Source organism: Caulobacter sp. DWR3-1-2, from assembly GCF_049896225.1.
Taxonomy (GTDB): domain Bacteria; phylum Pseudomonadota; class Alphaproteobacteria; order Caulobacterales; family Caulobacteraceae; genus Caulobacter.
The window spans coordinates 69234-84091 of the sequence record NZ_JAFCTW010000006.1 but is presented as its reverse complement, the minus strand read 5'-3'; the positions used below and the strand labels follow the sequence as shown (position 1 = coordinate 84091).

8 protein-coding genes are annotated in these 14858 nt (G+C 67.0%); 1 reads left to right on the top strand and 7 read right to left on the bottom strand.

Annotation, left to right across the window (positions count from 1 at the left end; translation table 11 throughout):
- Positions 1-140: 140 nt before the first annotated feature.
- The 6 genes from ACP696_RS10735 to ACP696_RS10710 form a co-directional block, all read right to left on the bottom strand.
- Positions 141-2609 (bottom strand): glycoside hydrolase family 3 protein, encoded by a 2469-nt coding sequence (locus ACP696_RS10735; RefSeq protein WP_426009941.1) that lies wholly within the window; start codon positions 2607-2609, stop codon positions 141-143.
- A 320-nt stretch (positions 2610-2929) separates the two neighbouring features.
- A complete protein-coding gene (locus tag ACP696_RS10730; RefSeq protein ID WP_426009943.1) occupies positions 2930-4453 on the bottom strand; it encodes a tryptophan halogenase family protein in 1524 nt (507 codons plus the stop codon).
- 89 nt (positions 4454-4542) lie between these two features.
- Entirely contained in the window at positions 4543-7494 is a 2952-nt protein-coding gene (locus ACP696_RS10725; protein ID WP_426009944.1) for a TonB-dependent receptor, read from the bottom strand.
- A 196-nt stretch (positions 7495-7690) separates the two neighbouring features.
- Positions 7691-8428: an SGNH/GDSL hydrolase family protein gene (locus ACP696_RS10720; protein WP_426009945.1), complete on the bottom strand. Its 738-nt coding sequence runs from the start codon at positions 8426-8428 to the stop codon at positions 7691-7693.
- Entirely contained in the window at positions 8425-11859 is a 3435-nt protein-coding gene (locus tag ACP696_RS10715; protein ID WP_426009947.1) for a glycosyl hydrolase 2 galactose-binding domain-containing protein, read from the bottom strand. Before ACP696_RS10715 ends, ACP696_RS10720 begins: the two co-directional genes overlap by 4 nt.
- A 141-nt stretch (positions 11860-12000) precedes the next feature.
- Positions 12001-12924, bottom strand: coding sequence for an ROK family protein (locus tag ACP696_RS10710; protein WP_426011267.1), 924 nt, complete (start codon positions 12922-12924; stop codon positions 12001-12003).
- Between the two features lie 174 nt (positions 12925-13098).
- Here ACP696_RS10710 and ACP696_RS10705 point away from each other — a divergent pair, with 174 nt between their 5' ends.
- A complete protein-coding gene (locus ACP696_RS10705; protein ID WP_426009949.1) occupies positions 13099-14313 on the top strand; it encodes an ROK family transcriptional regulator in 1215 nt (404 codons plus the stop codon).
- Positions 14314-14328: 15 nt separating this feature from the next.
- Here the strand turns inward: ACP696_RS10705 and ACP696_RS10700 are convergent, their stop codons facing one another.
- Entirely contained in the window at positions 14329-14805 is a 477-nt protein-coding gene (locus tag ACP696_RS10700) for an FAD-dependent oxidoreductase (RefSeq protein WP_426011268.1), read from the bottom strand.
- Between the last annotated feature and the right edge of the window lie 53 nt (positions 14806-14858).

Here is a 14858-nt window from a genome sequence, read left to right as displayed (position 1 = left end):
GGGAGAAGGTGACGCAAAGCGCCGGATGAGGGGTCGCGTTGACCTGTCCGCCGCCCGCGGTTGAGACGATCCTCGACCCTCATCCGACCTCGCTCCGCCAGGCTACCCTCTCCCGCAAGGGGAGAGGGAAGTGGCGCCCGTCATTTCGGACAGACCGCGTCGCCTTCGTTCGAGGCCAGCTTGACCTCGGTGACCGACAGGGCGAACGGCCCCGACGCGCCGATGACGAACGGCGCGGTGACGTGGTCCATTTTCGCTCCGGCCGCCTGGAAGCAGGACAGCTTGATCTTGACACTGCGCCATTCGGGGCCGGCCGCCTTGGCCATCAAGGCGGTGACATCCAGCGTTCCGCCGCAGGACGCATCCTCGCTGCAGCCGATGCTCATCGTCACCGGTCGGGCCGATCCGGCATCGACGCGATAGCGCAGCTGGACGGCCATGTCGCCCGTGGTTTGGCGCGACAGATCGACGGCCGGACCGTGGATGGACAGCATGCCCTGACCCGTCCACACCGCCTGTTGCCCGTTCTCCTGGGCGCCGGCGTCAATGGCCTTGACCGCGCCCGCCCCCACGAAGTCCATCCGCCAGGGGGCCGGAGTGCGGCCGGCGATGAAATAGCGATCGACGCTGCCGGCGGCCGCCACCGCGCCCGGATCTTCCGGCAACATCCCGACCTTGCCCCCCTTGGCGTAGGACAGGCCGTAGCCATAGGCGAACTGCGGGTCATAGCCGGGCTGGCCCCGGTTCAGCGAACCCTGGTCAGCGCGCTTGGGCCAGGAAAAACCGAGCTTGCCCTGGAAGTCCCGCTTCGGTTTGCCGCCCTTGTCGGCGACCAGCACATCGGCCACCCCGCCCCCCTCGCTGCCGGGCAACCAGGCGGCGACAAAGGCGTCGGAGGCGTTGATCTCGGGATTGGTCCACAGAGGCCGGCCCGACAAGAACACCGAGACCACGGGAATGCCCTGGGCTTTCAGGCGCTTGATCAGGGCCAGATCGGTCTTGTCGGCCAGCTGGTAGCCGAGATTGGCGACGTCGCCCTGGAACTCCGCATACGGATCTTCGCCGAACACCACGATGGCGACGTCGGGTTTGGATTTGAACTGGCCGTCCGGCGCGAGCTCGGCCTGGCCGCCGCCGGCCTTGACGGCCTTTTCGATACCGCCCCAGATCGACTGGCCGTGCGGGAAGTCGCTGTTCTTGTTGCCCGTGCCTTGCCAGGTCAGGGTCCAGCCACCGGCCGCCTTGCCGATGTCGTCGGCGGCTCCGGCCACCAGCACCCTGGCCCCCGGCTTGACCGGTAGCACGCCGTCGTTCTTCAGCAGCACCAGCGACTTGGCCACCGCCTCGCGGGCGATGGCCCGGTGATCGGCGGCGCCAAGACGGTCGAACTGGCCCTGCACGCTCGGCGCCACCCGCGCGAACAGGCCGGTCTTGACCTTGACCCGCAGGATGCGCCGCACGGCGTCGTCCAGCCGCGACATCGGGATCTCGCCGGACTTCACCTGGGCCAAGGTGCTCTCATAGAGGGGCTTCCAGCTGTCGGGCGCCATGTACATGTCAAGCCCAGCGTTCATCGCCTGTGGGCAGCTGACGTTGGTGCAGCCCGCGACCTGTCCATGGGCGTTCCAGTCGCTGACCACGAAGCCCTGGAAGCCCATCCGGCCCTTCAGCACGTCGGTGATCAAGGTCTTGTTGCCGGTCATCTTCTGACCGTTCCAGCTGGAGAACGAGACCATCACCGTCAGGATGCCGGCGTCGATGCTGGGCGGGTATCCCTGGGCGTGGATGGCGACCAGCTCGGCTTCCGAGATTCCTGCGTCACCTTGATCCTTGCCCCCTTCGGTGCCGCCGTCGGCCAGGAAGTGCTTGGCCGAGCCGGCAATATGGCCGGCGGCCAAGGGCGCGCCGCGCTTCAACGCGCCCTGCAGACCCAGGGTCATTGGGCCCGAATAGGACTTCACGACTTCCGGGTCCTCGGCATAGCCCTCGTAGCTGCGGCCCCAACGGTCGTCGCGGGGCACGGCGACCGTGGGCCCGAAGGTCCAGTCGCCCCCGACCGCCGCCACCTCCTCGCCGGTGGCCGCGCCGATGCGGCGGATCAGGTCGGGATCGCGGGCCGCGCCGAGGCCGATATTGTGCGGGAAGATGGTGGCGCCGACGATGTTGTTGTGTCCGTGTACGGCGTCGATGCCGAACAGGATCGGGATCGGCGTATGGCCGGGCCGCTGCTCCAGGGACTTGGCGCGATAGGCGTCGACCAGGTCGGTCCAGGCCTTGGGCGCCGCGCGGTCGTCGCCGCCCGGCGCCGAGTTGCCGCCGGCCAGGATCGAGCCCAGCGGATACTTGATCAGATCAGCCGGGGTCATCGAGGCGATGTCGCCCTGGATGGTCTGGCCGACCTTCTCCTCAAGGGTCATCTTGCTCATCAGCCCGCTGATGAAGGCCTCGGTCTTGGCGTCGGTGATCGCCGCCGGACTAGCGGCCTTGGGCCACAGCGTTGGATGGGCCACAGCGTCGCTGGCCCGCGCCGATGCCGGCATCGCCGAGAGACAGGCCGAGACGGCGAGGGCCAGGACCGAAACGCGGCAGGCCAGACGGCGAGGGATCATGAAGCACCTTTGAAAAAAGACGGCGCGGCGAGCAGGACGTCGCCGCGCCGAAGTGGGAGCGCCCTCGCATCGCGAGGGGTCCTGTCACGCAGCCCGCCGGGAGATTGAGCGGACGCACGTTGGGGGGTCGCCGGACAAGCGGCGGCTGAATCGAATAATGTCGGGACACGTTGGTCCGCCGCCCACGAGGGAGCGCGAACAGCATGGTTTCCTTCCCTTGCAACGGAGGCCTTGAGCCCTTCTGTTCCGTGAGGTCACCACAAATTGACAGCGCTGTCTAACAGTTTCTGATAGCGCTAGCATCTATCCTCGTTCCGGCCTCAAGCCGCGACGGCGGCGGCGGCCCACATGCCGTGACGCCTGAGATAATCGACATGGCTTGGCATCGCGCCGACCCGGCCGATGATCTGGGCCTTCATGTTCCGGAACCCCTGGGCGATCGCCTGACTGTCGTGGCCAGCGACCAGAGGGGTGTGGGATTGAGGCCGGATGTTCTGTCCCAGCAAGACCGCCAGCCAGGACGTCGGCGTGAACATCTCGTCGGGATGGATCACCAATTGGCCGCTCTCGCGGAACAGGGCGATGCGGTGGGCCAGGGAGTCGGGGATCGGCATGGTGCGGACATAGGACCACAGCCCCGCGTCGTCGCGGGCCGTGGCGTGGTAGTGCAGGATCAGGAAATCGCGGATCGTCTCCATGTCGGCATGGATGCGACGGTTGAAGGTTTCCCGGTTGGCCGGCGAAAACCTGCGGTCCGGGAAGTGCTGCAGCAGCTTGTTGATACTGGCCTGGATCAGGTGGATGCTGGTCGACTCCAGGGGTTCCAGAAAGCCGCTCGACAGGCCGATGGCGACGACGTTCTTGTCCCAGATCTTGCGCCGGCGACCGGTGACGAACCGCAGCAATCGCGGCTCGGCCAGGGGCTCGCTCTCGAGATTGCCCAGCAAGGTTCCGACCGCCGCGTCGTCGGAAATGAACCGGCTGGAATAGACATAGCCATTGCCGACCCGGTGCTGCAGCGGGATGCGCCACTGCCAGCCGGCCTCGCGCGCCGTCGAGGTGGTGAAGGGCGACAGCGGGCCGTTCAGGGCGCAGGGCACGGCGGCCGCGCGGTCCATCGGCAGATAGGACGACCAGTCCTCGTAGCCGGCCTTGAGGGTCTGTTCGATCAGCAGGCCCTTGAAGCCGGAGCAGTCGATGAACAGGTCGCCCTCGATGCTTTGGCCAGATTTCAGGCGCACGGCGGTGACGAAGCCGGTTTCGGTATCCTGATCGACCCGCACCACCTCGCCCTCCGTACGAACGACGCCCAGACCCTGGGCGAAGCGGCGCAGATACTGGCCGTAGAGGATGGTGTCGAAGTGATAGGCCGAGCCGAAGATCGACATCGGATCGCGCGGATCGTCGCTCTGGCGGTCGAACCGCCCGCCCTTGGCGGCCTGGGCGCACAGCGAATAGTCGTCGAGGGCCAACGCGCCGCCCTCGCGGTCGAGCTTCAGGAAATACTGGAAGAAGTGGCCCATCTCGGCCTTCAGGCCATAGGCGCCGAAGGGGTGGAAATAGCGCTCGCCCAGCCCGCCCCAGTTCTTGAATTCGATGCCCAGCTTGTAGGTCGCCTGGGTCTCGCGCATGAACTCGGCTTCGTCGAGGCCCAGCATGGCGTTGAACAGGCGGATCGGCGGAATGGTCGCCTCGCCCACCCCGACCACGCCGATGTCCTGGGATTCCACGACCTGGATCTGGTAGCGGCGATCCAGCCCGCGCGCCAAGGCCGCCGCCGTCATCCAGCCGGCGCTGCCGCCACCGACGATGACGATCTTCTGGATCCAGTCCGGGTCGGACATCAAACGTCCTCGATAGGTGAGCCGGGATTGATCCTGGGCCCGGCGTTGGGCGCGCTCAAGAGGATGAGCGCGCCCGCCGTTCGGTTGCGTTAGCCGCCGAAGCGGTAGCGCACGCCCAGCGACACGCGGCGGTCGCCCGACACGAAGCGCAGAGGCAGGTTCGAGAACTGCAGATAGCTCTTGGAGTCTTCCTTGGTCAGGTTGGAGCCTTCGAGCGTGACCTTCAGATCCGAGGTGACCTCGTAGGCGACCTGGCCATCCAGCTGGCCGTAGGCTTCGTTATAGATGCCCAGCTTGTGAAGGTCGGCGCCCGAGCCGAAGGTGAAGTTACCGGTATAGGCCTTGTCACGCCAGGCATAGGACAGGCGGGTCGAGAACGGGCCATGCTCGAAATAGCCCTGGACGTTGAAGGCGTTCTTGGAAACGCCTGGAATCGGCAGGCTCTTGGAGAAGTCGGTGAAGTCAGGCGAGCTGGAGTCCGAATAGGTATAGTTGGCGGTGAAGCCGAAGCCATTCTCAAAGGCGTACTGTCCCTGTAGCTCGAGCCCCTTGATCGTGCCGCCCTCGCCGTTGCTCACGGAGTTGAACGTGCCGACAGAAGCGCCCGCCACCGACTGGTCCTTCACCGTCACCGGGAAGGTGTTGGGGACGATGAACGAGTCGATGGTCTTGTAGAAGACGCCGGCCGAGATCAGGCCCTGCTTGCCGAAATAGTGCTCATAGGCGAAGTCGATCTGCGAGGCGCGGAACGGGTTGAGGTTGGGATTGCCGCCGCTGCCGTTGGTGTAGAGGAACTTGTTCAGGTTCGGCCCGGGGGTCGAGGAGCGGGTGAAGTTGTACGACGCGCCCTGGCCCAGGTCGAACAGGTTCTGCGAGGCCACGACGCGCGCCGCGGTCGCCCGGACCTTGTCGTTGTCGTTGATGTTGAACACGGCGTTCAGGCTGGGCAGGACATCGGTATATTCGCGCACGGTCCGCGCCGAGTCCGGGTTCTTCAGGACGCCGTTCCAGCTATCGGTGCCCCAAGACAGCGGCGTGACCGGGGTGTTGGACGAGTCGATGGTCAGCTTGGTGTGGACCACGCGGACGCCCGCATTGATGTGGAACCCTTCGTCGCCCAGGTCGGTCATGACGTAGCCCGAGGTCGTCTCATCCTTGATCTTGAAGGATTCGATTGGGTCCCTGTAGAAGGCCAGCTTGGTCGAGGGATACAGCGCCTGCAGCCAGGCGACCGGATCCTTCATCTGCCCATAGTCCTGGAAGATCGCCGTCACGCCGTGGACATTGTCGGTGACCGCGCGGCCCGGGTTGGAGGCGGCGGTCTGGTAGGGCGTGACCACGGCGGGCGAGTTGCCGAAGCGGCTGCAGTTGTAGAAAGCGATGTCGCACTTCTTCAGGCCGATCGCGCCGTCCTGGAAATAGCCGAGCGGCGTCCAATCGACGAAGGTGCCGTGGTCGGTCGTGCCTTGGGCGCTGGCCGGCAGTTCGCCCTTGGCCGAGTAGTCGGCCAAGTAGCGGCCATAGGTCGAATCGACCTTGTGGCTGGAATAACGACCGCCGAAGCTGATCACCATGTCCGAGCCCTCGCCGAACTCAGGCTTGTACTTGAAGTCGCCGGTCAACGCCTTGTCGTCCAGCTTGGACTTGTCGCCAAACGCCCAGTGCGACTTGAAGAACACCGAACTGGGGGTCGTCATGGCGGTGGCCAGGGCGGCGACCGGCGCGAAGGTCGGGTAGGCGCCGTTGGTGAAGCCGTAGGTGGCCGTCAACGGCGCGGTCGAGTTCGGCGCGAAGCCATTGACGCCGTCGCGCACGCCATATTGCGTGTAGCGCGTATCGACCTGGCCCGACGTCGAGGCGTAGTCGATCTTGGACATCGCCGCGCGAACTCGGCCGCTGAGCCGGCCGCCATTGTCCCAGTCCGCCGAGAACTGGACGTTGTCGGTCTTGGCGTGGGCGTTCTTGGCGAAGCTGTCGCCTTCCGACGAATTGGCGGTGACAAAGCCCGATTGCAGGACGCCGTTATTGTCCTTGGTCAGGCCCTGGGCGTTGTACACCGCGTTTTCGTTGGCATAGGCCCACTTGAGCGAATGTTCGCCAGTGAAGATCTTCAGGTCCGAATGGAACCAGTCGGCGCGCAGCGACAGCGAATCGGAGACGTTCCAGTCGGCGTTGAGCGAGAAGGCGGTGCGCTCGCGCCCTTGGTGACGGTTGTTGCTGTAGCGGTATTCCGGCGACCAGATGTTGCTTGTGCCAGTCTGGACCTGGTTGTTGCCCGTGGCGGTGGGGCGATTGAGAAAGGCCCAGCCACCGCGGTTCTCGCCGCTGAGCACCTCGGTGTCGATCGAGTTCTTGTCATAGGACAGGCTGCCCAGAACGGCGAAATTGTCCGAGAACTTGTGGCCCAGGACCACAGAAACCTGGGGCTTGGTCTTGCCCTTGGTCGAGCCCTTGTTGGCGCGCAGATCGATCGAAAAGGTGCTGTCGCCGCGCACGTCGAGGGCGTTGCGAGTCTTCAGATTGACCGTGCCGCCCAGCCCGCCTTCGATCAGGTCGGCCTGAGGCGACTTGATCACATCGACACCGGCCAGCAGGTCGGAGGGGATGCCCTCAAGCGAATTGGTCTGCTTGATATTGCCTTCGCCAAGGCGGAAGGCCTCAAGGCCGGACAGGAACGTGTCGCTGTTCAGCAGGGTGACGTTCTGGTCCAGACCACGGATCCGCACCTTGGTGCCCTGGCCGTTCTCGCGGTCGATCTGAACGCCCGGCAGGCGCTGCAGCGACTCGGCGATGTTCTGATCCGGGAACTTACCCATGTCCTCGGCGGTGATCGACTCGATGATCTGGTTGGAATGCTTCTTCAGATTCAGCGCGTCGGCGAGCGAGGCGCGGAAGCCGGTCACGACAACCGTTTCAACCTCCGAGGGTGCGTCGGCAGGCGGTGGCGCGGTTTGGGCGGCGGCTTGGCCGGCGGCCATCAGCACAAAGGCCGAGGCGGCGGACAGCAAGGCCGTGCGGGATCGATAAGACATTGTGGTCATTGAGCATTCCCCTGTTTGCGGCAGCAGTTCTCGATCGCGATCAGCAGTGCTGAGCGAGCCAAGACGCAGAGAGTTGAGGGATGCGTGCGCATCCTCCCGTGGATTCCGGCCTTTTAAGCCATGCCGGTAGCATCAACCTATGAGCGCCAGACAGCGCTGTCAATAACTCCATCATATTTCAGAAAGTTGATTTGGTTTATGCGGCTTTTGGGTCACGCTCCGCGAGCGCCGCCATGGCGATGGGCTCCATCAGAGCGTAGCCCTCGCGGGTAGGGTGAACACCGTCATAGGCCAGGCCGGGCCTCATGGCCCCGACGCCGTCTTCCAGCGCCGCGGTGTAGTCGGCCAGCGTCGCGCCGCGTTCGACGGCATAGGCCCGGATCCAGGCGTTGAGGGCCGCGACCTTGGCGGTGGGGCCCAGGCCCGGCCTCCAGGGAAATTCGGCGACCGGCGTCAGGGTGGCCAGCACCACCGCGACGCCGTTGGCCTGGGCCAGAACCGTCATGGCCTGGAGGTTGGCCTTGGTCGCCGCCGGATCATAGGGGCCGGCGTTCTGCGCGATGTCGTTGACCCCGCCCAGGATGTGGACCGCCCGAGGCCGCAAGGCGATCACGTCGGGCCAGAACCGCAGCAGCATCTGGGCCGTGGTCTGGCCGCCTATGCCTCGGCCGATGAAGCCGTTGGTCTCGAAGAAGGACGGGTGAGAATCGCGCCAGCCGCTGGTGATCGAATCTCCCATGAACACCGCCCGCCGCCGCTCCGGCGGCAAGTCGCGATCGACCAGGTTCGCGGCGGCGTAGCGCTGGAGATAGGCCCAGTCTGTGCGCAGCCGCTGTTCCTCCTGGCTCGACGCTGCGGCGACCGGCGCCTGGGCGCGCGCCAGACCCGGCGCGGCGAGGCCTGCCGCCATCAGGGCGCGGCGACTGATCCTCATCGCACGACCGCCATGGCCGGCGTCACGTTCCAGCCGCGCAACTCGACCCTGGCGCCGGCCACCGCGCCCGGATAGCGAACCTCGACCGTCCGTTGCTCGCCCGGCAGCAGCGAGACGTAGTTGTCGGCATAATAGGCCGGCAGGATGCGCTGGCCCTTGCCGTCGACCAAGGTCAGCTTGCCGTTCAAGGCTGGGGTCGAGCCGGTATTGGCAAGCGACACGGTGACCACCGTCTCGGCGCCAGCCTTGACCGAGGCGGCGCGGATCGACACCGGTTGGGCGGCCATGGCCGACAGCTGGCGGCTGCCGGCGGCGTCGCGGCCCAGCCAGTAGAGGTTGCTCGACAGCGCCTTGCCGTCGGCGCTGGCCAGGTCCAGTCGCACCACCACCGCGCCCTGGGCGGCCAGCGGCCCGGCCAGGTCCAGCACCTCGCCCTGGGCGACGGTGTTGGCCGCCGCGTCGATCCGGCTGGACGTGTCGGCCAGGAGTTTGCCGTCCAGGCCCAGCACCCGCGCTCGCAGCGTGGCTCCGGCGATCGGAGCGAGGCCGTTATTGACCGCCTCAAGCCGGTGCTCGGGGAAGTTCATTTGCACGTGGATGGGCTCGGACGCCTTCTGGGTCCCGTAGAAGGCCGCGTGGGTGTCGTAGTCGTGGCTGAGGATCTGCCACATGGTGCTGGGCCAGGCCGGCTGGGTCATCCACAACAGGCGGCCCGACGACTTGGTCCACAGCTCGGCGTTCATGCCCTCGAAGATCGCGCGGTGCGTCTCGTAGTTCATGAGCTGGGCCTTGCGCTCGAAGTCCTCAAGGCTGGTCGGCGCGCCGAGCTTGGCGCTCATGGCGTCGAGGAAGCTCTTGGTCGCGCCGTTCCCGGTCGGATGCCAGTCGTGATAGGCCCAGGTGTCGCTGATCGGCCAGCGGTCCGGCGCGGGCACGGCGGCCTCGAACGCTTCCAGGGTCGGGAACGACGGCGTGCCAACCTCGACCGAAAAGCCCTTGGCGTGCTCGCTGTAATAGGTTTCCGGCTCCTTGTAGCTGTAGGGCCCGCTGTTTTGCAGGTTCACCCGGTTGGAGCTGCCGGTGTACCAGCGGGTGCCGTCCAGATCGTGGACCAGCGCCTCCAGACCTTCATTGAGGATCGGCTGCGGCACGCCCTCGTTGCGGCCGAACCACAGGGCGATCGAGGGGTGGTTGCGATAGCGGCTGATGACGTCGGCGGCGTTGTTCAGGAACAGTGGCACGTCCTGCGGTTCCAGCTGGTAGTCCTGGGTCGAGGCCCAGAAGTCGTTCAGCACCAGCAGGCCGTACTCGTCGGCCAGGTCATAGAAGACGTCCTCGGTGTTCTGCCCCACCCAGTTGCGGATGGTGTTGAGGTGGGCGTCGTGGTGCAGGCGGAAATAGGGCTCGAGGCGCTCGCGCGACACCCGCTTGCGCCAATCATCCGTGCCCCAATTGCCGCCCCGCGCCGCGATCTTCACGCCGTTGACCTTGATGACGAGATAGGGCGTCAGGCCGGTGTCGGGGATGTCGCGGACGGCGGGTGAGGTCGCGCCCACCGGGGTCAGGGAGGTCGCCCAGCCGCCCTCCACCTTGCGGATACCCTCGTGGCTGCCGTCGGTGATCGTCTGGCCCAACTGCCGGGCCTTGGAGAAGTCGACCTCCACCCGTCGCAGGTCGCCATCGGGCGCCATCAGCGACAGCTCGTAGGTCATCTGCCGCAGGCCGATGCGGCTATCCTTCCAGTCGGAGACCTTGCCGTCCACGCTGGCTAGCAGGCGCAATCCGTACAGGGTCTGATCGCCATAGCCGTTGGGCCACCAAAGCTTGGGGGTCTTCACCGACAGCTGCGGGAACTCGGTGGGGGCGAGCAAGACCTCGCTCTTGCCCGGCGCCAGGGTGACGACCTTCTCGACGGCGACCGTGTCGAACGCCGCGCGGACCGTGACCTGAACTGGCGTGTCGGTCAGGTTCTCGACCGGCACGGTAATCTCGACGTCGGCGACGCTGTTGTCCGGCTTGCCAGCCACTTGGGGCAGCGTGGTGACCACATGGCTGTCGCCGATCCGCACGGCGCCGGTCGAGCGCAGCACCACGTCCTGCCACAGGCCGGTATTGCGGTCGCGGACGCTGGGGATCCAGTCCCAACCTTCGCTGGCGATGAAAGTCGGGCCGTCCAAGGCCTGCATCCCCCCGTTCTCACCGACCCCGGCGGTCAGGGACTCCTCGTGGGCGATCCCCGGATGCGGCGGCGGCGAGACCTTGACGGCGATGGCGTTGCGGCCCGGCTTCAGCTTGCCGGTGACATCGAACTGCCCCCGGACGAAGGCGCCCTTCAGGTCGCCCAGCCGCTCGCCATTCAGCCAGATCTCCGCAGCGTAGTTCACCCCCTTGAAGATCAGTTGCTGATGGCGGCCGGCCTGACCGGCGGGGGCGTCGAACTCGGCGCGGTACCAGTAGTCCTGCCTGTTGAGGCTTTCCGGAATGGCGGTGTTGTTAAGGCCGTAGTCGGGATCGGGATAGACGCCGCGATCGACCAGGGTGGTCAACACCGTGCCCGGCGTCGTGGCGGCGTACCAGGCCTTGGCGTCATAACCTGGCGTGGACAGCGCTGTCGGATCGGCCGTGACTTTCGGGGCCTCAGCCAGCGACCAAGCCGCCAGGACCCAGGCCTGATCGCCATCCGGGCGCAGGGCCGGGCCAGCATAGGGGGCGATGGCGGCGGGCTTGGAGAACGGCGCCTTGCTCTTGGGCCGTGTCCAGGCGTCCTGCGGCGTCACTTGGCCGTACATCTGGCGCACCTGGACTGGCCAGGACGGACTGCCAGGCTCGTAGACGGTCAGCGCGGCATCGGGCTTGGCGGCCGCCAGGGTCTTGATCTCGACAGAGCCCAGCGCCCGCGGCTCGGCGGTGAATCCGGCCACTTGGCCGCCGAACGGTACGCTTCCGGCCAGTCCGCGCGGACCCAGCTGCGCTACGGAGGCCGGCCCGACGGGCGTCGCGGCGCCGTCCGCGACCTTTGTCCCATCGACATAGAGCGAGACCCTCGCGCCGTCCGACACCGCCGCCACATGGCGCCAGGCGCCGGCCTGCGCCGCGCCCTGCCCCCTGATCACCGTCGCGCCGACCCACACGGCCGGAACGCCGTTTTCGAGCACCAGGAAGCGGCCGCCCGCGGCCGGGTCGCCGACCCCGGCCACCACCACGCGTCCCGCCGCGATGTTCGACGCCTTGACCCAGCCTTGCAGCGTCCAGGGCCCATCGGCCGGCAGGCTAGCGGCCAGGGGTTTGGCCAAGCCGTCGCCGCCGCGCGGCAGGTCGGCATTGTAAGGTCCGTAGACAGACGATGTCTGGGCGCTGGCTGTCGCGGCGACCAGGGCGGCGCAGGACGCCAATAGCAAGGCGCGTGAAATCCGACGGGCGAACGGGGTCATGGCGTCTTCCTCCTCCTTCAGGCGGCCTCTGATGGCGCGCTCGGCGTGGTTTTCAGGGCGTCAGGGTCGCGGCGGCAGGCGAGCGCAAGTCGCGCGCTGCTCGCCAGGGCGGGCAGCAGGCCTACCAGGGCAAGGAAGCGGCTAGAGCGCCGCATCGGCCTGCGCCTCGGCCAGGGTCCACAGTCGAGCAGCGCCCCGCACGCCGGAAGAGTCGCCCCACTGGGCCGGGGCCAGCCGAGCGTTCCAGCCGTCAGAGAAGACGTGCGGTTCGATGAAGCCCGGCAGCCGCTCATAAAGCTCGACCACGTTCGACAGCCCGCCGCCGAACACGAAGGCGTCGGGGTCGGCGATGTCGCAGATCACCGCCAAGCCCCGGGCGAGACGATCGAGATAAAGGTCGAAGCTGACCACGGCCTGGGCGTCGCCAGCGCGGGCGGCGGCGATGATCGCTTCACCGCTCAGATCCTGGCCAACGCGCGCTGCGTGGTCGCGTTGGAGCCCCGTGCCCGAGATCCAGGTTTCCAGGCAGCCCTGGCGACCGCACCAGCAGGCCGGGCCAGGGCTTTCCGCGACGCTCGGCCAAGGCAAGGGCATGTGACCCCACTCGCCGGCCACGCCGTTGGCGCCCTCGACCAGCTTGCCATCGACCACCAGTCCGCCGCCGCAGCCGGTGCCGATGATCACCGCGAAGACCACGGCCAGGCCCGCCGCCGCGCCATCGACGGCCTCGGACAGCGCCAGGCAGTTGGCGTCATTGGCCAGCCGCACGGGACGACCAAGGCCGGCCTGCAAGTCCTCGCGAAACCGGCGGCCGTTCAACCAGGTGGAATTGGCGTTGCGCATCACGCCGGTGCGCGGCGACACCGAGCCGGGTGACCCGACGCCGATCGTGCCGCGCGCGCCGGCCTGCTGCTCGGCCTTGGCGATCAGGTCCCGAACGGTGTCGATGGCGGCGTCATAGGACCCGGGATTGGGGGCGCGCACCCGGGCCAGGAAACGACCGTCCGGCGCCAGGGCGGCGGCCTCGATCTTCGTGCCGCCGAAATCAACGCCGACCTGGATCAAGCCGTCTTCCTCCACCTGTCCGGAGCGCACGCTGCGGCGCGCTTCCGAGTTCGCTCTTAGCCTTCGACGAATAAAGAAAGCAATTTAAATAATCTATGGCAAGCGGCCCCTATCGCTCGCGGCGCGAGGCGATGCTAGGGAGGACGGCCCTCGCAGATCAGCGGAAAGCCGTCCTTGGAAGCCTCGCGGAAGTCGGACCGAAAGCGCACCGCCGGGACCAGCCTGTCGGGTGCCAATCTGGAGCGGGTCGGCGACCACAACCAGCGGGTCATCCTGCAGGCCATCCGGGTCAACAGCCCCATCACCCGCGTCACCTTGGCCCAGATCAGCGGCTTGACCCCGCCCGCGGTCGCCAACATCACCAAGCGACTGCTGGACGACGGGCTGATCCTGGAGGCTGGCCGAGTGCAGGGGGCGCGCGGCCAGCCGGCCATGAACCTGATGATCAATCCCGATGGCTGCCTGTCGATCGGGGTCAATATAGACCGTGACCACATCACCGTGGTGCTGCTGGACCTGATGGGTGTCGTCCGGGCGCGGGCCAGCGAGGAGATCGAGTTTCCGCTGCCGGACGATGTGGCCAGGTTCTGCAAGGTCAAGATCCACGAGATGCTGGCGGCTTGGAAGGACGGCCCGCCGCGCCTGTCGGGCATCGGCGTCGCCCTGCCCGACGACCTGGGCCGGGTGGACCTGCCGCACCGTCCAGAAAACTACGACGTCTGGAGCACGGCCGATGTCGGCAAGCTGCTGGCCGGCATTCTGCCGCTGCCGGTGTTTCTCGAGAACGACGCCGCCGCCGCCGCCCTGGGCGAGCTGCAGTTCGGCCACGGCCTGCGCAAGCCCAGCTTCTTCTACGTGCTGATCTCGTCGGGCCTCGGCGGAGGCATGGTGGTGGAGGGCAATTACTTCCGCGGAGCGCAGGGCCGCAGCGGAGAGATCGGCTTCCTGCCCATCCGCTCCTCCAGGACCGAGGCCCGCTCCCTGCAGGAAGTGGTGTCGCTGTCGGCGCTCTACGCCCACCTGGAAGCTGGGGGCGTCACGGTCAACCGCCCCGACCAGTTGGCCAGCCTGTCCGCCGGGGGTCAGGCCTTGGTCGAGGACTGGCTGGTTCTCAGCGCCAAGCTGCTGGTCTCGCCCTTCGTGGGGATCAGCTGCGTGTTTAATCCAGAGGCCATCTATATCGGCGGCCGCCTGCCCACCGATCTGCTCGACCGGTTGGTGGACGCCGTCAACGCCCGCCTGGCCAGGGTCGAGAACATGCCCGTCCTGGCCCCGGTCGAACGGGCCGCCACCTCGGCCGACGGGGCGGCGGTGGGGGCGGCCCTGCTGCCGTTCATGGCCCAGCTCCTGCCGTCCCGCGCCGCTTTGAGGAAGACCGGCGAGGGTTGATCGTTTGGGTGCGGATCAGATCATCCGCTGAGCGCTCACGGGCTGGCCCTTCCGGTGCCAGGCGCCGACATGGCTGAGATATTCGCCGGCGAAGTGGATCTGCCCGTCGGGCTGGCCCAGCAGGTGATAGTCGGGCTCGTCGTCGCTGGCCCAGCCAACGCCGATGCCCAGGGTGTAGGGCGCCGCCGCCCATTGCACCTGCAGCGGCTTTTCCAGCAATTGGCCGCAGGCTGGGTGCATCGCCTCGATGACCTTGCGGGTGTGCTCGATCTGGTCGGGGCGCGAGAGTTTGGCAAGTTGGTCCGCCACCTTGCCGCCAGCATAGGCCCCGAGGATCACGCCGGTCTTGGTGTGCAGGCCGTAGCTGGGATACCAAACCATGTTGCTGGGGCCCTTCACGAACGAGAGGCCTGCATGGCGGTGAAGGCGGCGCCGTAACCGCCGGGCGCGCCGATGCCGTGAATGAAACTGCGACGACTGACCGGCATGGATCCCCCTGAACGCTCGTGTTCAAGCGCCATGCGAAAGGGATGCTCACGGCGCGT